At 45.9% G+C, this 25,490-nt stretch carries 23 protein-coding genes; 10 read left to right on the top strand and 13 right to left on the bottom strand.

Annotated features, from left to right (window positions below; translation table 11 throughout):
* Window positions 1-180: 180 nt before the first annotated feature.
* From AC59GT_RS16785 to AC59GT_RS16800, 4 genes are all read left to right on the top strand, one after another.
* On the top strand, window positions 181-4,359 hold the full coding sequence (locus tag AC59GT_RS16785) for a response regulator (RefSeq protein WP_497238690.1): 4,179 nt from the start codon (window positions 181-183) through the stop codon (window positions 4,357-4,359).
* Between the two features lie 84 nt (window positions 4,360-4,443).
* Window positions 4,444-5,214, top strand: a complete 771-nt coding sequence (locus tag AC59GT_RS16790; RefSeq protein ID WP_497238691.1) for an NIPSNAP family protein — start codon at window positions 4,444-4,446, stop codon at window positions 5,212-5,214.
* Between the two features lie 10 nt (window positions 5,215-5,224).
* Entirely contained in the window at window positions 5,225-6,433 is a 1,209-nt protein-coding gene (locus AC59GT_RS16795; RefSeq protein ID WP_497238692.1) for a glycoside hydrolase family 88 protein, read from the top strand.
* 9 nt (window positions 6,434-6,442) lie between these two features.
* Window positions 6,443-7,039, top strand: a complete 597-nt coding sequence (locus tag AC59GT_RS16800; RefSeq protein ID WP_117382291.1) for a TMEM175 family protein — start codon at window positions 6,443-6,445, stop codon at window positions 7,037-7,039.
* 11 nt (window positions 7,040-7,050) lie between these two features.
* On the opposite strand, the gene AC59GT_RS16805 is transcribed toward AC59GT_RS16800, so the two are convergent.
* Window positions 7,051-7,695 (bottom strand): YceH family protein, encoded by a 645-nt coding sequence (locus tag AC59GT_RS16805; RefSeq protein ID WP_497238693.1) that lies wholly within the window; start codon window positions 7,693-7,695, stop codon window positions 7,051-7,053.
* Window positions 7,696-7,777: 82 nt separating this feature from the next.
* On the opposite strand from AC59GT_RS16805, the gene AC59GT_RS16810 reads away from it, so the two are divergent.
* On the top strand, window positions 7,778-8,596 hold the full coding sequence (locus AC59GT_RS16810; protein ID WP_497238694.1) for an SDR family oxidoreductase: 819 nt from the start codon (window positions 7,778-7,780) through the stop codon (window positions 8,594-8,596).
* On the opposite strand, the gene AC59GT_RS16815 is transcribed toward AC59GT_RS16810, so the two are convergent.
* From AC59GT_RS16815 to AC59GT_RS16850, 8 genes are all read right to left on the bottom strand, one after another.
* Window positions 8,583-8,975: a group III truncated hemoglobin gene (locus tag AC59GT_RS16815; protein WP_497238695.1), complete on the bottom strand. Its 393-nt coding sequence runs from the start codon at window positions 8,973-8,975 to the stop codon at window positions 8,583-8,585. The genes AC59GT_RS16810 and AC59GT_RS16815 overlap by 14 nt on opposite strands.
* 48 nt (window positions 8,976-9,023) lie before the next feature.
* Window positions 9,024-11,681, bottom strand: coding sequence for an alpha-L-rhamnosidase (locus AC59GT_RS16820; protein ID WP_497238696.1), 2,658 nt, complete (start codon window positions 11,679-11,681; stop codon window positions 9,024-9,026).
* 65 nt (window positions 11,682-11,746) lie between these two features.
* On the bottom strand, window positions 11,747-12,484 hold the full coding sequence (locus tag AC59GT_RS16825; RefSeq protein WP_497238697.1) for a 3-keto-disaccharide hydrolase: 738 nt from the start codon (window positions 12,482-12,484) through the stop codon (window positions 11,747-11,749).
* A 29-nt stretch (window positions 12,485-12,513) separates the two neighbouring features.
* Complete coding sequence (locus AC59GT_RS16830) at window positions 12,514-14,229, bottom strand: GMC oxidoreductase (RefSeq protein WP_497238698.1); 1,716 nt, start codon at window positions 14,227-14,229, stop codon at window positions 12,514-12,516.
* 18 nt (window positions 14,230-14,247) lie between these two features.
* Entirely contained in the window at window positions 14,248-15,366 is a 1,119-nt protein-coding gene (locus tag AC59GT_RS16835; protein ID WP_497238699.1) for a hypothetical protein, read from the bottom strand.
* A complete protein-coding gene (locus tag AC59GT_RS16840; protein ID WP_497238700.1) occupies window positions 15,366-16,100 on the bottom strand; it encodes a glucosamine-6-phosphate deaminase in 735 nt (244 codons plus the stop codon). Before AC59GT_RS16840 ends, AC59GT_RS16835 begins: the two co-directional genes overlap by 1 nt.
* Before the next feature lies 1 nt (window position 16,101).
* The gene (locus tag AC59GT_RS16845) at window positions 16,102-17,193 is read right to left on the bottom strand and encodes a Gfo/Idh/MocA family protein (RefSeq protein ID WP_497238701.1); all 1,092 of its coding nucleotides are present in this window, start codon (window positions 17,191-17,193) and stop codon (window positions 16,102-16,104) included.
* Between the two features lie 7 nt (window positions 17,194-17,200).
* Window positions 17,201-17,884 (bottom strand): GDSL-type esterase/lipase family protein, encoded by a 684-nt coding sequence (locus AC59GT_RS16850; RefSeq protein ID WP_497238702.1) that lies wholly within the window; start codon window positions 17,882-17,884, stop codon window positions 17,201-17,203.
* 225 nt (window positions 17,885-18,109) lie between these two features.
* Here AC59GT_RS16850 and AC59GT_RS16855 point away from each other — a divergent pair, with 225 nt between their 5' ends.
* Entirely contained in the window at window positions 18,110-19,420 is a 1,311-nt protein-coding gene (locus AC59GT_RS16855; protein WP_497238703.1) for an aspartate kinase, read from the top strand.
* Between the two features lie 138 nt (window positions 19,421-19,558).
* On the top strand, window positions 19,559-20,728 hold the full coding sequence (lysA, locus tag AC59GT_RS16860; RefSeq protein WP_497238704.1) for a diaminopimelate decarboxylase: 1,170 nt from the start codon (window positions 19,559-19,561) through the stop codon (window positions 20,726-20,728).
* Here the strand turns inward: lysA and AC59GT_RS16865 are convergent.
* The 3 genes from AC59GT_RS16865 to AC59GT_RS16875 all read right to left on the bottom strand — a co-directional run bounded on the left by AC59GT_RS16865 (window position 20,725) and on the right by AC59GT_RS16875 (window position 22,410).
* Window positions 20,725-21,519: a hypothetical protein gene (locus tag AC59GT_RS16865; protein ID WP_497238705.1), complete on the bottom strand. Its 795-nt coding sequence runs from the start codon at window positions 21,517-21,519 to the stop codon at window positions 20,725-20,727. The two genes, lysA and AC59GT_RS16865, sit on opposite strands and share 4 nt — an antisense overlap.
* A gap of 7 nt (window positions 21,520-21,526) precedes the next feature.
* Window positions 21,527-22,183, bottom strand: a complete 657-nt coding sequence (locus AC59GT_RS16870; protein ID WP_497238706.1) for an HAD family hydrolase — start codon at window positions 22,181-22,183, stop codon at window positions 21,527-21,529.
* Window positions 22,184-22,287: 104 nt separating this feature from the next.
* On the bottom strand, window positions 22,288-22,410 hold the full coding sequence (locus AC59GT_RS16875; protein WP_497238707.1) for a hypothetical protein: 123 nt from the start codon (window positions 22,408-22,410) through the stop codon (window positions 22,288-22,290).
* A 121-nt stretch (window positions 22,411-22,531) separates the two neighbouring features.
* On the opposite strand from AC59GT_RS16875, the gene AC59GT_RS16880 reads away from it, so the two are divergent.
* From AC59GT_RS16880 to AC59GT_RS16890, 3 genes are all read left to right on the top strand, one after another.
* Window positions 22,532-23,671, top strand: coding sequence for a GAF domain-containing protein (locus AC59GT_RS16880; RefSeq protein ID WP_497238708.1), 1,140 nt, complete (start codon window positions 22,532-22,534; stop codon window positions 23,669-23,671).
* Between the two features lie 104 nt (window positions 23,672-23,775).
* Complete coding sequence (locus tag AC59GT_RS16885) at window positions 23,776-24,318, top strand: TIGR02594 family protein (protein WP_497238709.1); 543 nt, start codon at window positions 23,776-23,778, stop codon at window positions 24,316-24,318.
* Window positions 24,319-24,425: 107 nt separating this feature from the next.
* The gene (locus AC59GT_RS16890) at window positions 24,426-24,617 is read left to right on the top strand and encodes a cold-shock protein (protein ID WP_117382983.1); all 192 of its coding nucleotides are present in this window, start codon (window positions 24,426-24,428) and stop codon (window positions 24,615-24,617) included.
* A gap of 93 nt (window positions 24,618-24,710) precedes the next feature.
* Here the strand turns inward: AC59GT_RS16890 and AC59GT_RS16895 are convergent, their stop codons facing one another.
* A complete protein-coding gene (locus AC59GT_RS16895) occupies window positions 24,711-25,415 on the bottom strand; it encodes a hypothetical protein (RefSeq protein WP_497238710.1) in 705 nt (234 codons plus the stop codon).
* Window positions 25,416-25,490: the final 75 nt, after the last annotated feature.

The following is a 25,490-nucleotide window of genomic DNA, read 5'->3' on the forward strand; positions in this document are numbered from 1 at the left end:
AATGGTAGGGTGTCCCAAAGTGTCCCGGGTGTCCCGCTCTCAAAGCGGGACACTTCAAGGTCTTGACTCTTGATTCTTGTCTCTTGAGTTCTTGAAGCTTGAAAATCAATTTCTTTTTCGTACTTTTCAACTTATTTATACGCCCTCCGTATAAGTACGAACCAATTATTTTTAAACTTCTTGAGAACCTATTTCACCAGATTAACCTGCAAGGGCGTTTTACTTATATGCCTGCTGCTGAGCTATATAACTACAATCGCGCAAGATCAGAGCCTTAAATTTGAGCACTTGGGCAAAAAGGAAGGGCTTTCGCAGATAAACGTGAGTTGCCTTTTACAGGATAGCCGCGGCTTTATTTGGGTAGGCACCCGCGACGGCCTCAGTAAATACGACGGCTACACTTTCACCAGCTACAAGCACGATTCGCAGGACCCAACATCGCTCAGCAGCAGCATGGTTTCGGACATTGCCGAGGATAAAGCAGGTAATATCTGGATAGCTACCATCATCGGCCTCAATAAACTCGACGGTCGTACCGGCGCCATTACCAAGTACTTACATAACGATAAAGACCCGCGGTCGTTATCGGATAACATCCTCAACAAACTTGTTGTAGACGAGAAGAACAACGTTTGGGTGGCCAGCCAGGGCGGCCTGGACTACCTCGACACCAAAACCAACACCTTTACCAAGCACTACAAGCACCAGCCCGGCAACCCGCAAAGCATCAGCGAAAACAAAGTAAGCTACATTGTAATGGACGACGCGCAGCGCCTCTGGATAGGCACTACCGGCGGCGGGCTAGACATGCTGGACACCCGTACAGGCAGGTTTACCTCGCGTAAGTTTGATGCTAAAGATGCAGGTACCATCGGTGAGAACTTCATCGCCAGCCTCTATGTTGATAAAAGCGCCCGTTTGTGGGTTGGCCTGGTAAATAATGGGCTTAACCGTATAGACCTGGCCACCGGCGCCGTAACCCGCTACCCGCACGATGGCGGCGCTAACAGCCCTAAGCTGGGTACCATTTACAGCTTAAACATGGACGAGAACCGTAACCTATGGATAGGCAGCGAGAACGGTGGCCTCCGCATCCTGAACCCGGAGACTGGTAAGTTCTACACCTATCTGCACGATGATATAGACAAGAACAGCATCAACGGCAATACCCTTTACAGCATTTTAAAGGATAACCACGGTAACATGTGGCTGGGCGCTTTTAGCGGTGGTATTAACCTGTATAAGCGCAGTACGGGGAGCTTTACGCATTACAGGCATAACTCGTCGGCTAATAGCTTAAGTAATGATTTTGTGTTATCACTCTACGAAGATGCCGACAAAAATATATGGGCAGGTACCGATGGCGGCGGCGTAAACAAGTTCGACTTTAAAACTGGCCAGGTAACTCATTATGAAAAGAAACCCGGCAAGAACAGCATTACTGGCAACTATGTACTTACAGTAAACCAGGACTGGGAAGGCGATTTCTGGATGGGGACCTGGGCGGATGGGGTAAGCATTTTTAACCCAAAAACAGGCGTTTTCAGAAACATAAAAAGCGAGGGGGGCAAGCCGGGTACCCTGAGCGGTAACAATATCTACGCGTTGATACAAGCACGCGATAAAACTACCTGGATAGGCACTTACAACGATGGACTGAACCATTATAATAAGAGCACCGGGCAAATGACTGTTTATCACCATGATAACAGTAACGCTGCCAGCGTAAGCAGCGACCGTATTTATTCCTTACTGGAGGATAGCCACGGCAACCTTTGGGTGGGCACGTTTGATGGTGGCCTGAACTTATTTAATAAGAACGATGGTACATTTGCCCGCTTTCAGCATGATCCTAAAAAGAACAGCCTGAGCGATAATAACGTACCCGACATTTATGAAGACCATAAAGGCGGGCTCTGGATAAGCACCTTCAACGGCCTTAATTTATTTGATCCTATCAGCCACCATTTTACTGTATTTACCAAAAAAGATGGTTTGCCAAGCGATATCATCTACGCAGCCCGGGAGGATGATGACGGTAAAATATGGATTAGTACCAATAATGGATTGTCGGTTTATGATCCCGCTATCCGCAAGTTTAAGAATTACACGGTGGAAGATGGGCTTCAGGAGGATGAGTTTAAATCGCATTCGGCCTACAAAGGTGCATCAGGCAGGCTTTACTTTGGTGGAGTGAACGGCTTTAACGCTTTCTCGCCAAGACAAATATTAAAGCCCGAGGGGTTTTCGCCGCTGGTGATCACGTCTTTCCAGATATTTAACAAAAAGGTAGTGCCCGCTAAAAGCGCCGATGATCCGTCGCCATTAAAGCAGGACATAGCTGATACCAAAACAATTAAGCTAGATCATCAACAATCAGTTATCTCACTTGAATTTGCTGCGCTTGATTATACATCTGCAGATAAAAAAAGTTACGCTTACATTCTTGAAGGTTTTGATAACGATTGGAATTATGTGGGCTCGCGCCATTCCGCAACATATACCAATTTGCCTGCCGGCACATACACATTCAAGGTGAAATATCGTAATAGCGCAGGTGATTGGTCGCCCGTCACTAGCGGATTGCAGATTATTACCGAGCCGCCGTTTTGGCTTACCTGGTGGTTTAAAACGTTTGCGGTGCTTGTTGTCGCGGGTGGTGTTATTACTGTGTTCCGTTTACGGGTGCGTGCTATAAAAGCGCAAAAAGCCATTCTTGAAAAGCAGGTAGAAGAACGTACCGAACGCTTGAAAGAGATGAGCAAGGACGAGCGTATACTGCGTGAAGAGGCGGAAAAAGCACGGGAAGAGGCCGAGAAAGCCAATAAAGCCAAAAGCATCTTCCTGGCGACAATGAGCCACGAGATCCGCACCCCTATGAATGGTGTTATGGGTATGGCTACCTTGCTATCTAATACTCCGCTGAACGAGGAACAGCGGGAGTTTACCGAAACCATTAAGAACTGCGGTGATGCTTTGTTGAACGTGATAAACGATATACTGGATTTCTCAAAGATTGAATCTGGTAATATGGAACTGGATGAACAGGATTTCGACCTCCGCGATTGTATTGAAAGTGTACTGGATATTTTTGCGGAAAAAGCATCCCGAACAAATATTGACCTGGTATATCAGGTGGAGCATAACGTACCTGCGCAGATAATTGCCGATTCACTCCGCTTGAGGCAGATACTGATTAATTTAGTTGGCAACGCGGTTAAGTTTACCGCAAAAGGAGAGATTTTCATTTGCGCTAAGCTAAAGAGCCATAAATATGATCGGTTAGAACTAATGTTCGAGATACGAGATACCGGTATTGGTATACCGGCTAATAAGCTCAACAGGCTGTTCAAAGCTTTCTCCCAGGTAGATTCCAGTACAACCCGTAAGTATGGGGGTACTGGTCTTGGTTTGGCCATCAGCGAGAAGCTGGTTAATCTGATGGGTGGCGATATCAGCGTAAAAAGCCAGGTAGGTAAGGGTACTACGTTTTCGTTTACCATACTTACAAAGCCGGGCACCGCATCGCAGCGCAACTATGTTCACTTAAATGTGGAGCAGGTGCAAAATAAGCGCATTTTAGTTGTAGACGATAACTCAACCAACCGGGACATTCTGGAGGAGCAGCTTAGGCAGTGGAATTTTGTACCGGTAATGGCCGAGTCGGGCGAGGCTGCCCTTAAGGAGATTACGTCCGAAGAGCCGGTGCACCTGGTAATATCAGATATGAACATGCCGGAGATGGATGGCATTCACCTTGCGCAGCAAATACGGCAGCATGACGCTGATTTGCCTATAATCCTGCTTACATCAATGGGGAACGAGCAAAGCAAGAAGAACGCACATTTGTTTAATGCATCATTAACCAAGCCAACTAAGCACCAGGTATTGTACCGCCACATTATAGAACAGCTAAAGTTAAGCGAAGGAGTTAAGCAGGAGCCACAATCAGTGCCTTCACCTTTCTCTGAGGAGTTTGCTAAACAGCATCCAATGAACATCCTCATTGCTGAGGATAACGCTATTAACCAAAAGCTTGCAAAATATATTCTGAACAAACTTGGCTACAAGCCGGATATGGTTGAGAATGGGCACGAGTGTTTGAACGCTATCGTTAACAAAAAATACGATATGGTTTTAATGGACGTGCAAATGCCCGAAATGGACGGCCTGGAAGCCACCCGGTTTATCAGGCAGAACATGGACGCTCAACCGGTGATAATTGCGATGACCGCAAATGCAATGGCAGAGGATAAAGACCAATGCCTTAAAGCCGGGATGGATGACTACCTGAGTAAACCACTTAAATTGCCGGAGATTATGGCCGCCCTGGAGAAATGGAAACCAACAAGCGTGTAACGAAATCGTTGTAGTGATACTGATGCTAATATTTGTTGTTTTTAGCACTGTATAGCTATATTTACCTCATCCATTATAACCTCAATGAAAAAACTTTCTACCCTGTTGGCCGCGTTGCTTCTGGCATTTGTTAGTATGTCAAGCGCAAGCGCATCTGTACATTATTACCGTTTAAGAGTATATCACTTTAAAACTCCTGCACAGGAGAAACTTATTGATAACTACCTTAAAGATGCTTACCTGCCAGCTCTTCACCGGCAAACCACTTCGCCTGTTGGTGTTTTTAAAACAATGGAACAGGATACCGACAAACGAGTATACGTGCTGCTTACTTACGACAACCTGAAAAAAGCTGTTGAGGCAGATGCCGAATTGGAAAAAGATAAACAGTACCTGTTGGCGGCTAAAGATTATTTGAACGCTGCTTACAACGCCACACCATATACCCGTTTTGAAGACATTTTGCTGAAAGCCTTTGAAAAATGGCCGGATACAACAGTTCCGCAATTAAAGTCGCCCAAAGCAGAGAGGGTTTACGAACTGCGTAGCTATGAGGGCCCTACCGAAGCCTTTTATAAGAACAAGGTACAGATGTTTAACGCAGGAGGGGAGACGGTGCTTTTTAATCGTTTAAAGTTTAATGCTGTTTTTTACGCCGGTGTGCTGGCCGGAAGCCGTATGCCTAACCTGATGTATATGACCACTTTTGAGAACAAAGCTGATCGTGATAAACATTGGGAAGGGTTCTCTAACGATGCAGAATGGAAGAACTTGTCTTCAAGGCCAGAGTACCAGCATAATGTATCTAAGGCAGATATCATCTTCCTGCATCCGACGGAATATTCTGACCTGTAAGCCATAGCTGATGAAGTATTTTAAACACAGCTTGATAGCAGTCGGAGTTTTTATGTCCTGTTCGTTGTTTGCTCAGCAAAGAAATACATTTAAGCCACAGAAGGCATTGCTGGACACCCTAGGGAATAATATAAAGCTATCCGTATCCCAGTACAAGTACATGTCTGCGCAATTGCCGCAGGAACAGTTCCCAAAAACTTTTTACCCTGCTACAGGCAAGGCGGAAACAAGTAACTCTGGCTGGTGGTGCAGCGGTTTTTACCCGGGCACCCTGTTGGAACTTTATGAACAAACCCATGACGTTGCCCTTAAAACTGAGGCAGACAGAATATTAAAGCTGCTGGAAAAGGAGCAATACAACACGCACACGCACGACCTTGGTTTTATGATGTACTGCAGCTTTGGCAACGCCAACAGGTTAGCGCCAAACCCCCAGTACAAGCAAATATTACTAAATAGTGCTAAAAGCCTGTCTACCCGCTTTAGCCCTGCCGTTGGCTGCATTAAATCGTGGGACTCCAAACCGTCGGATTTCCTGGTGATCATTGATAATATGATGAACCTTGAGCTGCTGTTTTGGGCGACGCGCGAGACAGGTGACTCGAGTTTTTACAAGATAGCCGTTACTCATGCCAATACCACCATGAAGAACCACTACCGCCCGGACTACAGCTCTTATCATGTTATCAACTACGATGCGCAAACAGGTGCTGTAAAAGAGAAGAAAACTGCACAAGGCTTTGCAAATGAATCTGCATGGGCGAGGGGACAGGCATGGGGCCTGTATGGTTTTACTGTAATGTACCGCGAAACAAAGGATGAAAAGTACTTGGATGAGGCCAACCGCATTGCCGGGTTCATCCTTAACAATCCGAATATGCCAGCTGATAAGATCCCTTACTGGGACTTCAACGCAACCAACATTCCAAATGCACTCCGGGATGCTTCTGCCGGCGCTATCCTGGCCTCGGCGTTACTGGAGCTTGCCAGGTATACCGACAAACAAGACGGCAGGAAATACTTCAATACCGCTGAAATTATCCTTAAATCATTATCTTCACCGCAATACAAAGCAAAGCCAGGTACGAACGGCGGCTTTATTCTGCAGCACAGTGTAGGCCATTTTCCTGCCGGTACCGAGGTGGATGTACCACTAACCTATGCTGATTACTACTTTGTAGAGGCAATGGAACGGTACAAAGCATTTGCGGCGAGATAGATTTAAAATATGGGTAAAGGGCGTATAGAGGCTTTTAGCGACGGAGTTATAGCGATTATTATCACCATTATGGTTCTGGAACTAAAGGTTCCGCATGATGCAACTATAGAAGGTCTGCGCCCTTTGCTGCCGGTTTTTGTAAGTTATTTGCTAAGCTTTATATATGTAGGCATCTATTGGAACAATCATCACCACATGTTCCAGGCGGTAAAATCTGTTAATGGTGCAGTAATGTGGGCAAATCTGAACCTGCTGTTCTGGCTTTCACTTATCCCTTTTGTTACTGGTTGGATGGGCGAGAACCATTTTGCGCAATGGCCGGTGATCTGCTATGGCTTTGTGCTTATTATGTGCGCAGTTGCTTACAGCATACTGGTGCAGGTGCTTATCAGGCGACACGGAGAGCATTCGCTGCTTGCTCGTGCCTTGGGTAACGATTTTAAAGGAAAAGTATCGGTGGCTATTTATGTGATATCTGTAGCCGTATCCTTTTGGCAATCGTGGATTGCTTTTGCACTATATGTAGTGGTTGCCTGTATCTGGTTTATACCAGACCGGCGAATAGAAAAACGCATCGGCAGTGATGAACTGCACGAACAAAGTTAAGCCAGTTGAATTCAGCTTAGCTCTTTCATCAACTTATCAAAAGCTTCCTTTAACTCGGCCAATTCGTTTTCCACTTTGCTCAAGCGGCTTTCCAGATCAGTACTTCCACGACGAACTGGTTCATCTATCGCGTCATCCTCCGGAACGGTGCCGCCCAGCAGATGCCGGTATCTAACTTCTTTTTGGCCGGGGCGTTTTGGCATTTGCTCCACATAAGGCACATCACCACTGGCAAGTTTTTCCAATATGGACTGAACTTCGTCGAGGTTTTCAAATTCATATAAACGTCCCGAATTAGAGTTGATCTCGCCGGGCGTTAATGGTCCGCGCAATATCAGCAGGCACAATATGGATACTTCTGCCGGAACAACAGGGAACACAATAGCAAAGTTGTGCTTGTACTTTATGACGCGGCTGCTGCCGCCCGTTGCAGTGGAAATCAGTCCCTTTCTTTTCAGCGTGTCTAGCGCAATGGTCACCTCGCTCTCGCTGTACTCAGCCACCGGCTTGCGTGACGACTTTTGGTTGCACGCCGCGGTAAGGCTGTTCAGCGTCATAGGGTAGTAGTCGGGCGTGGTTTTGCTTTTTTCCATCAGCGAGCCCAGCACTCGTAGTTCAGCGTCGTTCAGTACCGGTAAAGATTGAGGTGTATCCATGCACAAATATAATATTGTTTGATTTGATGCCAACGTTATATCAGCACCGAAACATTGCTAAGGGCTTATTATCTTCGCCGTTATGACAATAAGTATTCTGGGCTGCGGATGGTACGGTTTAGCACTCGCTAAGCAACTTATTTCGGAGGGTATGTCCGTTAAGGGTTCCACCACTTCTGCCGACAAAGTAGCAATGCTTACTGAAGCGGGCATGACTGCTTTCCTGATAGATACAGGGTTAGATGCCGAACTCCCGGGTGAGTTTTTCAGTTGCGATGTACTCGTCATTTCCATCCCCCCTAAAACCAGGAAGGGGGAAGGTGACGGTTATGTTACAAAGCTGCAAAAGGTGGCAGTCGCAGCAGAACGCTTTGGAGTTGAAAAGGTGATATTCATTAGTTCGACAGGCGTATATGCCGACCTGAATAAAACTGTAACCGAAACGTCCAACCCTCAACCCGACACACCATCGGGCGTAATTCTGCTTGCCGCCGAGCAGTTGTTTACTGATAAAGAAGCGTTTAAAACTACCATCATCAGATTTGGTGGACTAGTTGGTCCTGGCCGGGATCCGGGCAGGTTCTTTGCCGGAAAGAAAGATGTCCCCAATGGGTTAGCTCCTGTAAACTTGATCCATCTGGACGATTGTATCGGTATAACAAAGGCAATCCTGACGCAAGATGTGTTCGGGTGTACGATTAATGCCTGTACACCGCATCATCCTGCAAAGTTTATTTATTATACCCAAGCGGCGCGGAAAGCCGGGTTGGAGTTGCCGCAGTTTGTGCCTGAGTTAAAACAGTGGAAAGTAGTTACCAGCGAAGTGCTTGGCGAAACCATAAAGTATGATTTTACGCTAACCAATTGGTACGAATGGATTGGTTACCCTATTGAATATTGAACTTGTTCTGTTTAATATAGGCAATCTTATGCTCAAACATCTCCGCCATTTTTCCGGCTCGCCACCTAGCTTCATCTGCCTTATCACCTGTAAATAGCTCATCAACGGTAGCTGTAAACAGCGCCAGCCACGTTGCAAAATGTTCGTGATCAACCGGCAGTTGAGCATGAGGTGGAAACGGGCGACCGCCGTAAGTATATTCTTCAAGTAACACAGTTTGCCAAAAGCGGTACATCTTCTCCAGGTGTATTGGCCATCGGTCTTGTATTCGCTCGTTGAATATTGGGCCGAGCAGTTCATCTGCCTGTATCCGCTGGTAAAATGTATCAACCAGCAGTTTGATGTCGTCCAGACCTGCTATTTCGTGCCTTGTTTTCATGTTAATACAAAGCTAAAACGTTTTTTGCTGCTTGTGAAGTATATATGTTTATCTTACAGTAAACTGGTAATTACCTGCTGTTATTTGATAGATTTTTGCGACAGCCTTGCCGTTCAGGTACCCTTTTGTTCCTTCAGGGAAACGCACCTCGCCGGTTGAGTTTGCAGGAACGGTAACAGTGTAGGTAACATCATTAGCATTTCGTTTCCAGGAGGACATGATTTTACCGTACGGCCCCGTATGCTCCGCCTCGAAATGCGCCAGGCCGGGTACGAAGTTTGGCTGTAATATCACGTTCTTAAAGCCGGGCTGCCGTTCGTCAGGTACGATACCAGCTATACCTTTGTAAAGCCAGGCTCCAATACCGCCAAACATAATGTGGTTTAAAGAGATGTCAGACTTGGCATCTATCTTCCAGTTCTCGTAAAGCGTAGTAGCACCGTTCACCATCCACCAACCCCATGACGGATACGTTTCCTGTGAAGCTATTTTGTACGCTACGTCTGCATGCCCGTTATCACTTAAAGCATTCAGGATGGCTTTGCCTCCAAGTATACCCACGTCCAGATGGAAGTTGTCGGCTTCAACCCGCTTAGCCAGGTTGTCTGCTACACGGGCTTTAAAGTCGTCGGGAACCAGGCCCCAATACAGCGGAACACTAAGTTCTGTCTGTAGGCCTTTGTTGTACATTGCGGTTTCCCGGTTAAGGTACTTGTTGTTAAAAGCGGTCTTAATTTTCAAGCCTAGCTGGTTGTATTTGTCAGCATCTGCCGTTTTGCCCAGCAGTTTTGCAATGCGCGCAAGTATGGTTACGTCTGCGTAGTAGTAAGCGGTAGAGGTCATCTCCACCGGCGATACCGACTTTACCGGAACCCAGTCACCCAGTCCCCAGCTAGTAAGGCCAGTAGGATATAGGTCATTAATATGGTTTACATACCTGCGGATGTTGTCGTAATTGTCGGCCAGGATCTTTGTATCACCATAGAACATATAGATATTCCATGGGATAAGTGCCACAGTGCTGGTCCAGTCAGGTCCGTTGCCCCACTCGTAGCCCCAGCCAGCCGTCGGAATTATAGATGGTAATACCCCGTTGGGCTGTTGCTCGTCGCGGTGATCGGCCATCCATTTTTCATATACAGTTATGGCGTCAAAACTGTATAAACCAGTTTCTATAGCGATGTGAGCGTCACCTGTCCAGCCGTTCTTCTCTCGCTGGGGGCAATCAGTAGGATAGCCGAAGAGGTTACTTAAATAGCTGTTGTTGGTTGCGTACCATATTTTGTCAATAATAGGATTTGCACTACTTACATTACCCACGGGCGACACATCGCTGTGCATAAAGTAGCCGGTAAGGCTTTCTTTGGTAAGCTCTACAGGTTCGCTGCTGCTAACCTCAACGTACTGAAAGCCTTTATAGTTAAACCTAGGCATAAAGCTTTCTTCGCCCTTGCCGCTTAGTATTAATTCATCTACCTGGAACGGATCTTTATCGTCGGTCGGGCGGTAGTGAATATCAATGTTCGAAAGATCGACGTGGCCGTTCTTGTACAGGCGTTCGCCATGCTTAAGATGGATAATTGTTCCTGCTTTACCTTTAACCTTTATCTTGCTGACACCGGAGATATTACGCCCGATGTCAAACACATAATTACCATCGTCCAGCTTTGTTACAGATTTTGATGGAATAGTTTCCACGGCTCTTATAGGCACCACCTGCTGAGCCACGATGTTTTGCGAAGGAGTTGGCCGCGCAAAAGCAGGCTTCCACTTAGTGTCGTCAAAATTTATGGTATTCCAGCCGGCTTGCTCCATGCGTGCGTCGTAATGTTCAGCAGTGTAAATGCTATTCAGCGTTACCGGGCTCAGCGCTGTTTTCCAATGTTCATTACTGCTGATGGTTTCGATGCTGCCATCTTCATAAATAATTCGAAGGTCCAGGCAAAACGTAGGCCGTGCGCGCCATGATGCTAAGTGGAAGTCCCATACGGCGGTGCTCTGGTGGTTGTACCAGCCGTTGCCTAATACTACGCCGATTGCATTTTTTCCGGCTAATATTTGCTTGGTTACATCGAAAGTTACGTAAAGCGTGCGTCTGTCAAACCGCGTGTACATAGGATCTAACCGGTGGTTACCTACCTTTTCCCCATTTAAAGAAAGCTCAAACAAGCCTGCGGCGGCAATATATGCCCTTGCCGATTTTACCTTTTTACCGGTGCCGAATGTAGTACGGAAATAAGGCGCAGGCTTAACATTATAGCCCTGCTCGTCGCTTATCCAGGTGCCCTTCCAGTTGTCCATCTGCATAACGCCTGTCTCAAAACTGGCAATGGAAGATGGCGCCGCTTTAACACCATTTTCATCCCATGTTTCTACCTTCCAATAATATTTTGTGTAAGGCTGCAGTTCGCTGCCTTTATAGCTTACCAGGATTGCCGGCGACGGCACTTTACTTGTTGTCCACTTATTGCCTTTGCCTGATAACACTGCCAGAGAATCTGTACCCACTGTTAGTTTGTATGCAGTTTGTTTTGCCCCCTGTCGGCTGTCGTTCAGCATCCAGGTGAACCGCGGATGTGTTGCATCTATACCCAGCGGGTTTACCAGGTACTCGCAGCGTAAATTTACCGGCTGTGCTGCTTTAGCCACAGACAACAACGATAAGGATAAAGTAAATAGAAGGGCAAAGCGGAAAAGTGTTTTCATGTGATGGCTAATATCGAAATTACAAGCGTAATTTCACCACGGAAACACTCTTCTAAGTCTGTTGCTTATAGTTTTCTTATCTTGATATTCCGGTACCAAACATCAGCGCCGTGATCCTGTAAGGCAATATGGCCTTTGTGAAAGGTTCCGAAGTCTGGCCACTCTTTAAATTTACTTAAGGCAACTAGCTTCTTCCAATCGTCGGTCCAAAGCTTTGTGCTAAGTACCTGCTCGTTGTTTAGTAAAATATTAACCACGCCATCCTTCAGGATGATGGTAGTTTTGTTCCATTGGTCATATGGCTTGGCTACATCCTTTGAAATGGAGATGAGATCATAAAGATCACCTGTGCGGTGTTTTGGTATCTGGCCGTCTTCGTTAAACTGATTGTCGGCCACCTGTGTTTCTATCCCGGTGTACCAGCAGTACTCGTACTTTTTAGGGTCTTCTTTAACGTTAAAAATGATGCCGCTATTTCCTGCTTTGGATATCTTCCATTCCGTAGTAAACTCATAATTTTCATATTCGTCGTTCGTCAGCAGGTCACCGCCATCTTTGGTTTGCCAGTCGGCTTTTTGCCGCGCATCAAGATGTAAAACGCCATCTTCAGCTTTCCAGGCCTTACCGGGTTCTGTTTTGCCGTAGGTATGCCAGCCGTTAGTTGTTTTACCATCAAATAGCACTGTCCAGGATGTGTCGGCAGCAGTATTAACACTGTCTTGCGGAACAGATTTAGTGTTTGACGATGAGTTACAACCTGCCATTGCAACGGCGGCTATTATGGTAACAAGAACGGTTTTCATGTTTGACATAAAATTACTGTTGAGAAATATTAAAGCTTACCTTCTTTCATTTGGTTAACTGCATAGGTTGCCGCCCGGGCGGTTAAAGCCATATACAATATAGATGGACTTTGATTGCCTGTACTGGCCATGCAGGCCCCATCGGTAACGAAAACGTTTTTACATAAGTGCAGCTGGTTCCATTCATTTAACAACGATGTTTTTGGGTCTTTACCCATACGCACACCACCCATCTCGTGGATGTCCAGCCCGGGCGCTTGTTTGGTGTTGTGTGTTTGTATGTTCTTGCAGCCGGCTTTTTCCAGCATCTGCGACGTTTGCGTGTGAAAGTCTGCAATCATCCGGTCGTCATTGTCATCATACGCTACGGAGGTAACCAACAGTGGTATTCCCCACTGGTCCTTTTTATCATCGCTCAGGCGTACATGGTTGCTTTCTTTAGGTACTGTCTCGCCCTGTAAATAAGCAAACACATGCCAGCTGCCGGGCTCACAAAGTTCGTCCTTATATTTCGCCCCGATTTGCTCCGTGGTTTTTTCAGAATGTTGATCACGATACGCATTCATGAAAGTGGTGTAGCCACCCTTAAAATCAGTTTCCTGTTTGTGCAGGTTGCGGAAGTTCACCAAGATAAGATCTGTAGGGTTGCGGCCGTAATAATAGCTGTCGAGGTAACCGTCCAGGTCTGCTGTTACCGAGGCGCGATAATTATGGAAAGCGATGTATTTGCCCATTAAACCGTTGTCGTTCCCCAAACCATTGGGGAAACGCTTAGATTTTGAATTAAGCAGTACAAGGTTGCTGTTTAGTGCAGATGCATTAAGGAAGATGATACGTGCTTTATATTCTATTACCTCTTTAGTTTCGGCATCAATCACCCTTACGCCTGAAGCTTTGCCTAAATGCCCGTCATAAATTATCGAATGCACTACGGAGTGGGGGCGAATGGTGAGGTTCCCGGTTTTTTTTGCCCAAGGAAGGGTGGAACTTACCGAACTAAAGTATCCTCCGAATGGGCAACCTCTCATGCACATGTTACGTGCCTGGCATTTGCCGCGTCCCTGCTGCAGGTGTACTTCGCCAGGTTCCGTCAGGTGCGCCCAGCGGGCGTGTACCAGGTGCCGGTCGGTATAGTTTTGCTTAAGTGATTCACGGATGTGTTTCAAGGGGGCATTCATTTCAAACGGCGTCATGAATTCGCCGTCAGGCATAGCCTCCAGGCCATCTTTATTACCGCATATGCCTATAAATTTTTCTACATGGGAGTACCAGGGTGCAACGTCTTTGTAACCAATTGGCCAGCCTATACCATAACCAAAGCGCTCTGGAGCGGTAAATTCAAATTCACTCCAGCGTTGTGTAGCACGCCCCCAGGTGAGCGATTTGCCACCAACCTGGTATCCGCGGATCCAGTCAAAAGGCTTTTCCTGTACATAGGGGTGATCAGCATCTTTTACAAAAAAATGATCGCAGTCATCGCCGTAACCTGCAGCTTTCGTAATAAGCGGGTTTTGTTCCTGCTGTTCACGGTTTATGCGGCCGCGGTACCTGAATTCCCACGGTGGGGTTGTAGCAGTAGGGTAGTCCTTGATGTGCTCTACGTTGCGGCCGCGCTCCAGTACCAGGGTTTTGAGTCCCTGTTCGCAAAGCTCCTTGGCAGCCCAGCCGCCGCTAATTCCTGAACCGATAACAATGGCATCAAACGTGAGCGACGCAGCATCGCCCGGGGGTGTATTTACAGACATGAAGAAGTATAATTGGTATTATAAAGATGCTGATATTTTCTGAGATAAATACCCAACCAACGTACTAATTGCAGGGCTTTCGCCGGTATTTATGTAACAATTTGATACGCTGTTTGCGAGGATGAGCGACAAACCGGCTTCTAAACCTAAAAGGCTAGCGAGGCAATAACCAGCGTTGAAGTTGTCCCCTGCACCAGTAGAAATGTGAGGATTGTCAATAAACTGTGGAACATCAGTATAATTGCCATTTACATCCCAAGCCAGGGAGATTTTGGAAGTATGAATGATGAGGGTAGATACATTAAGCAAACTAAACAAATCCTCTCCGATCTGTCCGAGATCTGTTGGGGTCTGCTCATTCACCAGGATACTGTACAGTATGCCTGCCTCATTGCGGTTGAGGCTCAACATGGCGTTGCCGTAGCCGCCAAACTCTGCTATAAGCTTTAGTGCGTTTGTGATAGTTTCGCTGCTGCGTTTAGAACAATCGGATAGGTCGAAGAAAAACCGTTTAGAGCGAGAGGGCGCCGCGATGGTTGAGAATACATCTGTTAATAAACCCTGCCAAATGGCATTGGAGTGTTCCAACTCGCTCCAGTTTACCAGGCAAACTAATTCTGAGCTTAAAAAAATGTCCTTCAACTGGGTTAAGCCGATTGCATTTTTAACGGTATTCCAGTCGGCATGGTTGAGGTCGGTCATCTGCGCCAGCATGATTTTGCCATCGGCAAATTCCATCGCCGTGGTAAACCCCGGGTTGGTAAAGCTGTATAGCTTGCAGCCTGGATGCATGGCGGCAAACGCGGGATTTAAGGCAGGCACACCGAAAGCGCCTACACAGCTTACGCTAACGCCAAGGGCACCCAGCGCATTACTCATGATGGGCATGTTACCGCCAAGCTTTTGGACAAGTTCCTCACTTTCCAGGCTAAATCCCGAACCGCTTTTTGCAGATATGTAGTTTCCAAACTCTCTGATAGTTTGGAAAAACACTGTTTCACCTTCAACAGTTTTGTTGTTGACCACCTTTACAATGGAGTCTACAAAGCCATCAAACCCGGCAGCTACCTTTTTACAGGATAAAAGTGCGGGCGCATTGTTTAGCGCTGTAATTAACTGCGATAACTGCTGATCCATCAGGAAGCGTGTTCCAGTTCTGAAGCGGCGAACTTGTCCAATAGGATGCGGGCATGCGGAAGCGTTTGCAAAATGGTAGCCGGAACATCAGTGCCGATGGGGCCTTGTAACGACTCTGCAATGATACCGGCCTTTTTGGTGCCTGCTGCTAGTAATATAGGTTGTTTAGCTTCCTGCAAGTGCTTTAAGCCAAGTGTAATGCCTTTTGTTAAAGCTGTTTCTTCCTGGAAGTATTTCTGACCTACCTGCACTGTTATAGGATCCAGATCAGACACATGGGCATACAGGTCCCACTCAGTCCCAGGCTCATTTAAGCCTAGATGCCCGTTCATGCCAACGCCCACCATCATTATATCTAATCCGCCTTTACTGCTGATAAAGTTGTTTATGCGCTCGCATTCGGCTTCCAAGTCATCTGCCTTGGCGTTGAACATCACCACGCGCTCCGGATCAATGTCCAAATGGTTAAAAAAGTTGGTGTGCAGGTAATGTTTGCAGCTCCCGTGGTTGCTTTCATCCATTCCCACCCACTCGTCTAACCCTACAATATAACAGCGACTCAGGTCGGCGGTGCCCTCATGAGCATATTGCACCAGGTAGCGCAACATACCCGTGGGCGATTCGCCGGACGGGAAACAAATAACGGAATCAGGCTTTTCCTGTAGCTGCTGTACCACCAGGTCGGCAGCTGCTTTAGACATTTCGTCGTTAGTGTCGTATATTTTGATTTTCATGTTATTCTTGTATAGGGTTCAGCCAAAGATCAACCGGTTTTTTCACTTGTGCAGAATAAGGAAGCATGATCTTTTTGCCGAGTCCGGCAGAAGCGTACGCTGCGTAAATCAGTTCCATTACGGCACGACCATCCTCGCCGGTAACCAGCGGATTTTTGTCCTCACGAACGCATTCAATAAAGTGCTTTAATTCGTGCGGATAACCCTGGTTAAATACTTCTTCAAATATGGTGAACGTCCAACCAGCGGTAGTGTCGGCTTTTTCCATAGCATAGCCATAACCCTCTCGGCTGTAAGTAAGCGCTGAGTTACCCAGGAATAAGTCGGCGTATATCACCCCACCAGTGCCGTAGATCTCACACTTATCATCCATGCCGCCGTGCTTGGCCCAGCTGCTTTCTGCTATGCAGGTTACGCTGTTCTCAAATTCTACAACTACAACTGCATTGTCCTCGCCTTTAGTACGGCCTTTGTGAAACACAGTAGCCATGGTTGCGTAAACGCTTTTAGGCTTTGCATGATTGGTCATCCACCTGAACCAGCCCAGCGCGTGGCATCCCATGTCCATTAATACGCCTCCACCAGCCAGATTAATGTCATAGAACCAATCTGTATGTGGGCCGCTGTGCTTTTCAGACTGCTTTAGCATGTATACCTCTCCCACGGCTCCTTCATTAACAAGGTGCCGGGCGCGCTCGTATTTAGGTGCAAAACATAGCTCTTCTGCATACATCAGTTTAACGTTGTTTGCTTTGCATGCGGCAATCATTTCATCGGCTTCTTCAAGCGTTACAGCCAGTGGCTTTTCTATGATAATGTGCTTGCCCGCATTTGCTGCTTTAATGCAGTATTCGGCATGCAGGTAGTTTGGTACACATATATCCACTATATCGCAATCGGTGTTTGCAAGCAGTTCGTCAACGCTAGTGAACGATTGCGATATGTGGTACTTTGCAGCAAATGCGCTGGCCTTTTCCGCACTGCGGGCGTAAACCGCCACTACTTCAGCTTCGGGAATAAAGCGGTGATATGATTCCAGGTGTATGTCGGATATAAAGCCTGCGCCAAGAATGGCTACTTTCGTTTTATTCATAGCAAGTTTACAGGAACTTAAGTTTTTTTAGATAAGCCACCCAAATTTCGTAAGCGGCAGGTTTAAGGTGCAGGCCCTCGGCGGTAAACTCCGCTTTTAAACGCCCGCTCTTGTCTGCAAAGATAGGCCACAGATTTATGTAGGTGTAGTTTAAAGCCGCGGCATTTGCCTCCAGCATTTTGTTAATCCGTGGGATATGTTCGGCTTTGTCGTAATGCTGCGGAAAATGCGGCATTGTTGGATTGAGCGGTAAGATGCTTTCTACATAGATTTTGGTATCGGGGCTCTTAGCATGTATCTCCCGCACGATAATAGCGTGATTGTAAGCAATCACCGAGTCGGGTATATCCTTGCCAATATCGTTAATTCCAATAATCAGGAAGATCTTTTTAGGCTTGCGAATGGTAACATCATCTAATCGTTTCCGTAAGCCATAAGTGATATCACCACCAATGCCGCGGTTTACTACCGTGGTGTCCTTCAGGATGCCGGCCCAATTACCCATCTCCGTAATACTGTTCCCCAGGAACATAATACCGCCGGTGGTCACAGGCTGTTTCTTAAACTCGGCAAGCCTCTGCACAGTATGCTCCGGTATGAACGGGATAGTATCAAACAGGTTTTGGTTTGTAGGCTTACGCTGCGCTGTTGCAAACAAGGGCACAAACATTAGCAGGAAAATGTATCTCATTATAGTTTATGTTGGCAGCTAAAAATAATGAGAATTTATTGGAAAGCTAGTCAGAGTTGTTAATTGAAGGCACCTGCTTTTTCTCCGAACGTGAAAGACGAAGCTAGGGGTGATGAAGTCGCCAAAATATTTTCCTACCTTATAGATAGAACTGCTTTAAAATCCTATTTTTAGCCCCTCAATTGCAGCAGCGTGTTAGCTGCGGTTGGTTAATAGCACAAGTAGATGAAAGTTTTAAAATTTGGCGGTACATCGGTCGGCAGTCCCGCCCGTATGAAAAAGTTGCTGGATATCATTAATCCCAACGAGCGCCAGATAGTGGTGCTATCCGCAGTTTCCGGAACCACTAACAGCCTGGTAGAAATTGGCCAGGCTTACCTAAGGGGTGATAAGCAAAAGGCAGCTAACCTGATCACTATACTTAAAGACAAGTACGAAGTATTCATCACCGAACTCTTAGAGAAACCTGAGTTCTACGAGCAAGGTAAAGAAGTAATAGATTACCACTTCAGGTTACTTAATAACCTGGCTAATGATCTGTTCACTACTATAGAAGACAAGATCATACTTGCTCAGGGCGAGCTGCTTTCTACCACTTTATATCACATCTACCTGAAGGAGATAGGCGTGCCATCTGTACTGTTACCGGCTCTTGATTTCATGAAGATAGATGAGGATAACGAACCTGTTGTTGACCACATCACATCAGAATTAACTCCGTTGCTGGAGCAGCACCCGGATAACAATCTATTTATAACACAGGGCTTTATATGTCGTAATTCTTTTGGCGAGATAGATAACCTGCGCCGCGGTGGCAGCGACTATACTGCTTCGTTAATAGGTGCGGGCATCAAGAGCGAGGAAGTTCAGATATGGACGGACATTGACGGTATGCACAACAATGACCCGCGCATTGTTAAAGGCACCACGCCAATAGCGCAGCTGTCTTTTGACGAGGCTGCTGAGTTAGCCTACTTTGGCGCGAAAATATTGCACCCGCAAAGTGTGTTTCCGGCGCAGAAATATAAGATTCCGGTTAGATTGCTTAATACCATGGACCCGCAGGCGCTTGGTACACTCATTACCAACGATAGTGAGAAAGACCGGATCAAATCAATAGCTGCTAAGGACGACATTACTGCCATTAAAATACAAAGCAGCCGCATGCTGCTGGCGCATGGCTTTTTACGCCGGGTTTTTGAGGTTTTTGAGCGTTATCGCACCAGTATAGATATGATAACCACATCTGAAGTGGCCGTATCATTAACTATTGATGACACTACCTACCTGGGCGAGATCACGAAAGAGCTGGCTGCATTTGGAACAGTGGAAATTGATGTGAACCATACTATTATATGCGTTGTAGGCGATTTTGGTGCGGAAAAGCACGGTTACGCAGCCCGTGTTCTTGAAGCGCTGAAACATATTCCAATCAGGATGATATCTTACGGCGGCAGCGACCACAACATGAGCCTGCTGGTGAAAACCGAAGACAAGGTGGAGGCATTAAGGAGCTTGCATAACAGGTTGTTTTAAACCAGCCAACTAATACAAACACGTCGTTGCATGAAGACAAGCAATCTTGGATTAGCATGTTTATCAGGGAACGATAACTTTATAGCTAAAAGATTGCTTCGTTGCCCGCAATGACGAAGTTGATAAGAAAGAGAAAAGATGTTCACACAAGATACAATAGAACGCTTAAAAGGACTGGAAACACCGTTTTATTACTACGATACAGAAGTGCTGCGGAGCACGCTGGACGCCTGCCGCGATGCATCATCAAAATACGGCTTTCATGTGCATTATGCGATGAAGGCAAACTTCAACCCCGCCGTGGTTGATGCCATACAATCTTATGGGTTTGGTGCCGACTGCGTGAGCGGCGGCGAAGTACGTTACGCTATTGAACACGGCTTTGATAAAAGCAAGATTGTGTTTGCGGGCGTGGGAAAATCTGACAAGGAGATAAACGAAGCGCTTGATGCAGATATATTCTGTTTTAATGTGGAATCTGTACAGGAGCTGGAGATTATAAATGAACTAGCCGCAGCCAGGGGTAAAGTTGCCGGTGTTGCTATCCGTATAAACCCCAATGTTGATGCGCATACGCATCATTTTATCACCACCGGTTTAGACGAGAACAAGTTTGGTGTAAATACCTGGCAGCTGAACGATGTAGTTGCTGCATTGCGTAAATCCGCCAATCTTAAGTTCTTAGGCATACATTTTCATATAGGTTCGCAGATAACCGATATGGAGGTTTACAAAAGCCTTTGTATCCGCATAAATGAAATGCAGGACTGGTTTGAAGATCATGGCTTCCAAATAAAAGTATTAAACACAGGCGGCGGCCTTGGCGTTGATTACCACAACCCGGACAGCAACGGCATAGCTGACTTTGAGAGTTACTTTGCCGTCTTTAAAAAGTTCCTTAATGTAAAGCCGGGTCAGGAAGTTCATTTTGAGCTTGGCCGGGCAATGGTAGCTCAATGTGCTTCGCTTATATCACGCGTGCTTTATGTTAAAATGGGGCAGAAGAAGAACTTCCTGGTGCTGGATGCCGGCATGACCGAACTGATCCGCCCGATGCTTTACCAGGCATACCATCAGATAGAGAATCTTAGCCGGACAACAGGAGCCGGAGATCAGGAAGCTAACGCACATCTTCATTATGACGTGGTTGGCCCTATTTGCGAAAGCACAGACTGTTTCCGTAAAGATGTGGAGCTACCGGTATCTCAACGGGGTGACCTGATAGCTGTGCGTACAGCAGGCGCCTACGGCGAGGTAATGGCTTCAAACTACAACCTGCGCGAAAAAGCTCCTTCAGTTTACGCTTAGAACTTATAGGCAAGGCCAAATTGTACCGCCCCGCTGAATTCGCCAACGGTTGATCCGGAAGCCATAGTAGTGTGGAAGTTAAAGTGCTTGTAGCCCACAAAAGAAGTTAAACCCAGCATCGCGCTGCTTTCTGTATGCACGTGTAGATCCTCGTCCACACGGTTTAGGTCGCGGGTTATGTTGCCTGGCGTTTGGTTTACAAACAGTTTGAAGCCGAAATTGGTGCTTTTGCCGGGCTTTACGACAACCTCTGTGAAGATGCCGTAACTAAACATACCTGACTGCGCTGCACTGGATACATTAGGCTGGCCTACCTGCTCTTTTCTAAACGCGAGAAAACTACCGCTTTCATGCGAATAGGTAAGGTCAATTCCTATTATCCGGAAATCCGTCTTTCTTGTACTGAGGTAAAATGACCCTGATCCGTTTAAGCCATACCCGTAAAAAGATTTATTTACAAGCGGAGTAATAGTACCATTATCTTCTGTTTTGGTGCGGCTGTATACGCCGGTATAGCCCAGCGCACCGTAACTGAGGTTGAAATGACGTAGCGTGTGGGAGCGGTAAACATTAAGCAATCCGCTTTGAGAACCGCCCTGACTGCCTGCACCATTTTGAGCCAGGTAAACCCCGGATGCATAAACCCTTGTTTTTACCGAATCTTTCGAATGCGGTTTTATCATGAATTGTACATCGTTATGGTAAAGGCCTGGCGCATAGTAGCTCCTGCTACAGGATGATACGGCGATTGCAATTAAAATAAAGGCGGTAAGGTTTAGGTACTTTTTCAATGTGGTTTTAGGTTTGTATCAGTTGTTTTATTTTAAGGTCGTTAAAATCTGCTGCAAAGCCCAGGATGTTTTCCCGGTCTTCAAAGTCTTCCGGATCATGCGTAGTTGTAAGTATAAAAGTTTTCATTCCTGCATTCTTTGCAGCTTCCGCGCCTTTAGGTACGTCTTCAAACACAACACAATCCTCCGGAGCTACACCCATCATTTTTGCCGGTTTTATAAAGGTCTCCGGATCTGGTTTGCTGTGGGTAACATCATCGGCGCTTACAATTGCTTTAAAGTAATGCCGTATGTTGAGATTATCCAATACAAAATCAATATTAGCTGTTATAGCGGCAGATCCTATCGCCATAGGTATACCTGCCTGGTAAGCGTCCTTTAAAAACTCATTTAGGCCGGGGAGCAATTCCATGTGGTCCTTATATTCCAACCGGTATTGTTCCTCTTTGTCATTGGAGTACCTTTCTGCCTCATCATGGCTAAACTTGCCTTCTCCAAAAAGCCTTGCCAGTACTTCAGGGTTTTTGCCGTACATATTTGCTTTTATCTTGTCTTCGCTAAAGCCTGCGTGTAATTCTTCGTTCAATAGCCGTGTCCATGCTTTGGCGTGATAGGGCATATCGTTTACCATGGTACCGTTAAGGTCAAAAATAAATGCTTTCATTGCTGGTAAAAATAACCTTTATAGCCAAAACCACGCAATTGTAATCGTCGTATATCAGATAGCTTACGACTTTCACATTTTATATGATACAATATGGCCAAATATTAATAGCTGCGCTTGGTGGTGAGTATGCGTATTATTAATGATTTGGTAAGCCCCATGGCAACAGCCCAGGGGCTTTTTTGCTGGTATTTTTCTACGTATATAAACCCCTGATATATACCCATAAATGCTGATGCAAATACTTAATCGTAAGGCAATTGCCTTGTAATTAAAGCGAGGTTAAAGTGGTGGTTAAATTTGCATTTACCACAAAACTGTTTAAACATTTATTTGTATAATGCTGCAATGAAATATACCGAGCAGGAACGCCTAACGGCTGTCAGCAGATTCATGAGTCCGGATGATGGTATCGCCAAGGATCTAAATGACCTGGTGAATCTGGTCGCCGAAATTTGTGAAACGCCCGTTGCTTTGGTCACGCTTCTTGATAAGGACACCCAATGGTTTAAGGCAGCTAAAGGCACCGATCTGGAATGTACCGACCGTGGTGTATCCTTTTGCAATTACACAATTGAGCAGGAAGAAGTGCTGGTAATACCTGATATGTTGCTGGATATCACCTTTAACACAAACCCTTTAGTTACCGGTGAGCCAAACGTGCGTTTTTATGCCGGTGCACCATTGATAACTAAAGATGGATACGCCTTGGGCAGCCTTTGTGTAGTGGATATGAAGCCGAGGCAGCTTACCCAGCACCAGTTAACCTCTATAAAGATATTGGCCAAACAAGTGGTAAACCTAATGGAATTACACTGGAGCCTGGGTTCGCTTGATGTACAATATCGCCGGGAACAGGAGATGGCTGCCGCCCATCGCGAATCGGAGATCAAGCTAAAAGCAATATTCGACAGCTCGGTAGATGATCATATTTTGGCAGGGCGAAATTTTGAGGTTTTGGCGTTCAATCGTGCTGCTGCTTTATTTGTGCGTACACATCATCAGCACAAGTTGGCCACCGGTGACAATTTGCTGGCTTACACCGATCGTAATATACTTTCGCAATTTAAAAAATACTACAACATAGCACTTTCAGGCCGACCTATTAAGCGCGAATGGTTGCTTTCATCCGGCACAGCTAACGAGTGCTGGAAGGTTACCACATTTATTCCAGTGCGCGATACAGATGGCGAGGTAATAGGAGTGGCCCTAAACTCTACCGATATAACACACCGTAAACATCAGGAAGCTTACATAAACGTACAGAACGAAGCATTGCAGCGGATTGCTATTATGCAGTCGCACGAACTACGCCGCCCTGTAGCGTCTTTATTGGGCATTATGGACCTTTTGAAAATGGAGCAGGTTGAGTTTAATTATTTCAACATGATGGAAGTTACCATTAACGAACTGGATGAAAAGATCCGTGGAATAGTTAAAGATTCTGAAGAAACACTTCACGGTCGCCGTTTGTCTATCGTAGCCTAAAAGTTGCCGTTGCTACAACTACCGTGTTTTTACGGGGTATTTTTAGTGTAAACACCCTTGTTTTGCTAAAAATATTAGCTATATTTATGTAAATATTTATAGTAATGAAAACCATCCCTGAACCTTATGCCTGGGTTGCTAAAGAACCCGGCCCTAAAATGCTGAAAGAAGCATTAACTCACTACGGTTTACTGGAGCATAAAGGCACCGGTAGTAATCCAGATATTATGAAATGGGCCAAAGAAGTTGGCGTTGCCGGCTGGTATACAGATGATAGTGTGCCATGGTGCGGCCTTTTTATGGGCATCTGCGCCAAACGCGCGGGCTTCCCGTACAACACGCAGCTGCTTTCGGCATTGGCATGGGCCAAATGGGGCAAACATGTTGATGATGACAAAGCCATGCTGGGCGATACACTGGTGTTTATACGCCCCGGCGGCGGCCACGTTGCCTTTTACATAGGCGAGAGCAAAGAGAATTACCTGATATATGGTGGCAACCAGGGCGACACGGTTGGGTTTACCTGGATAGCTAAAAGTCGATTGTTTGCCGTAAGACGCGCTATCTGGAAGGTGTCTCAGCCTGCTAACGTACGCAAAGTGTTCCTGAACACCACAGGAGTTGTACTAAGCAGTAACGAGCAATAGAGTGGCCCTATAGCCTGCCTGTACACCAGCTACAAAGCAACTATTGCTTTTAAATTATGCCATTGCCGATTATTATACTTACCTTGCGCACTTTAATAAAATATACAATGCAAAAAGGAACAGTAAAATTTTTCAATGAAACAAAGGGTTTTGGCTTTATTATCCCTTCAGAAGGTGGCCAGGAAGTATTTGTTCATTCTACAGGCTTAATCGATCAGATCCGCGAAAATGATAGCGTTGAATTTGACGTAGAGAACGGCCGCAAAGGTTTAAACGCAGTGAATGTAAAAGTTGTTTAATTATAATAATACAATTTAGCGTAAAAACGCCCCGCAATTTGCGGGGCGTTTTTTGTTTATAGTAATCACTATAAAGTATAATTTATACGTGAGTTATGCTTTATCCGTGCGGAACACAGCTACATTTTGCGGGTAAAGCAGTATAAGCAGGAAGATGGATGAAATGCCTAACTCCAGCAGCTCGGAGTTTTTAGAGCTTGGGATAATACCAATGCAAACGAACAGCGCAATAGCGGCAATGATCTGTACACGGTGCGGCACCGGGATACCTGCCCAATCTATAAACCGCTTAACGCCTGCCTTTGTAGCGTAAAGCCATGGGAGCAGGAAAAGGTATAAAGCCACTGTTAAGCCCAGCAACCAGGTAAAAATAATTTTGTTCACCTTTTCGCCATCTACAACCATGTTATGGAGGTTGGTTTCGTGCTGTGCATTGTTTTCCAGGAAAAACTCAGATGATTCCACATGAAATATTCGCTGACCCCAGCTTATTTCTTCGCCTGCTACAAACAAGCCGAACAGCGCAGCCACGCTCATACACAGAATAAACATCCAGCTGCGTTTGCTTGCCAGCCTAATTAGGTAAACCATAGCCGTAACTACAGCTACAGATAAAGGGAAAACAGTAAAGTTTTCTATAAAGCCGTCCTCGCTGGTATATACATCCTCAAACCACTGCTTGTTTACAAAACAAATAACAATTCCTGCTATTACCAGTGCAAAAACAATGGTCAGCAATGCAATTTCTATTTTGTTGATCTTTCGGCTTGAAGCAGCCGGGTTGCTTAACTCAGGCATAATGTGTAGTAGATGCTAATTTAACGTGCAAACCTAATACACTCCCGCCCTTTAATTGACAGTTTATTGTAAAAC

This window comes from Mucilaginibacter sp. 320_HR, from assembly GCF_059691875.1.

Coding starts and splice junctions, on each gene's coding strand:
- AC59GT_RS16850 (WP_497238702.1), bottom strand. CDS start 17,884: ATGAGATACATTTTCCTGCTAATGTTTGTGCCCTTGTTTGCAACAGCG.
- AC59GT_RS16895 (WP_497238710.1), bottom strand. CDS start 25,415: ATGCCTGAGTTAAGCAACCCGGCTGCTTCAAGCCGAAAGATCAACAAA.
- AC59GT_RS16870 (WP_497238706.1), bottom strand. CDS start 22,183: ATGAAAGCATTTATTTTTGACCTTAACGGTACCATGGTAAACGATATG.
- AC59GT_RS16790 (WP_497238691.1), top strand. CDS start 4,444: ATGAAAAAACTTTCTACCCTGTTGGCCGCGTTGCTTCTGGCATTTGTT.
- AC59GT_RS16800 (WP_117382291.1), top strand. CDS start 6,443: ATGGGTAAAGGGCGTATAGAGGCTTTTAGCGACGGAGTTATAGCGATT.
- lysA (WP_497238704.1), top strand. CDS start 19,559: ATGTTCACACAAGATACAATAGAACGCTTAAAAGGACTGGAAACACCG.
- AC59GT_RS16825 (WP_497238697.1), bottom strand. CDS start 12,484: ATGAAAACCGTTCTTGTTACCATAATAGCCGCCGTTGCAATGGCAGGT.
- AC59GT_RS16875 (WP_497238707.1), bottom strand. CDS start 22,410: ATGGGTATATATCAGGGGTTTATATACGTAGAAAAATACCAGCAAAAA.
- AC59GT_RS16890 (WP_117382983.1), top strand. CDS start 24,426: ATGCAAAAAGGAACAGTAAAATTTTTCAATGAAACAAAGGGTTTTGGC.
- AC59GT_RS16815 (WP_497238695.1), bottom strand. CDS start 8,975: ATGAAAACAAGGCACGAAATAGCAGGTCTGGACGACATCAAACTGCTG.
- AC59GT_RS16810 (WP_497238694.1), top strand. CDS start 7,778: ATGACAATAAGTATTCTGGGCTGCGGATGGTACGGTTTAGCACTCGCT.
- AC59GT_RS16835 (WP_497238699.1), bottom strand. CDS start 15,366: ATGGATCAGCAGTTATCGCAGTTAATTACAGCGCTAAACAATGCGCCC.
- AC59GT_RS16880 (WP_497238708.1), top strand. CDS start 22,532: ATGAAATATACCGAGCAGGAACGCCTAACGGCTGTCAGCAGATTCATG.
- AC59GT_RS16845 (WP_497238701.1), bottom strand. CDS start 17,193: ATGAATAAAACGAAAGTAGCCATTCTTGGCGCAGGCTTTATATCCGAC.
- AC59GT_RS16820 (WP_497238696.1), bottom strand. CDS start 11,681: ATGAAAACACTTTTCCGCTTTGCCCTTCTATTTACTTTATCCTTATCG.
- AC59GT_RS16855 (WP_497238703.1), top strand. CDS start 18,110: ATGAAAGTTTTAAAATTTGGCGGTACATCGGTCGGCAGTCCCGCCCGT.
- AC59GT_RS16805 (WP_497238693.1), bottom strand. CDS start 7,695: ATGGATACACCTCAATCTTTACCGGTACTGAACGACGCTGAACTACGA.
- AC59GT_RS16840 (WP_497238700.1), bottom strand. CDS start 16,100: ATGAAAATCAAAATATACGACACTAACGACGAAATGTCTAAAGCAGCT.
- AC59GT_RS16830 (WP_497238698.1), bottom strand. CDS start 14,229: ATGTCTGTAAATACACCCCCGGGCGATGCTGCGTCGCTCACGTTTGAT.
- AC59GT_RS16885 (WP_497238709.1), top strand. CDS start 23,776: ATGAAAACCATCCCTGAACCTTATGCCTGGGTTGCTAAAGAACCCGGC.
- AC59GT_RS16795 (WP_497238692.1), top strand. CDS start 5,225: ATGAAGTATTTTAAACACAGCTTGATAGCAGTCGGAGTTTTTATGTCC.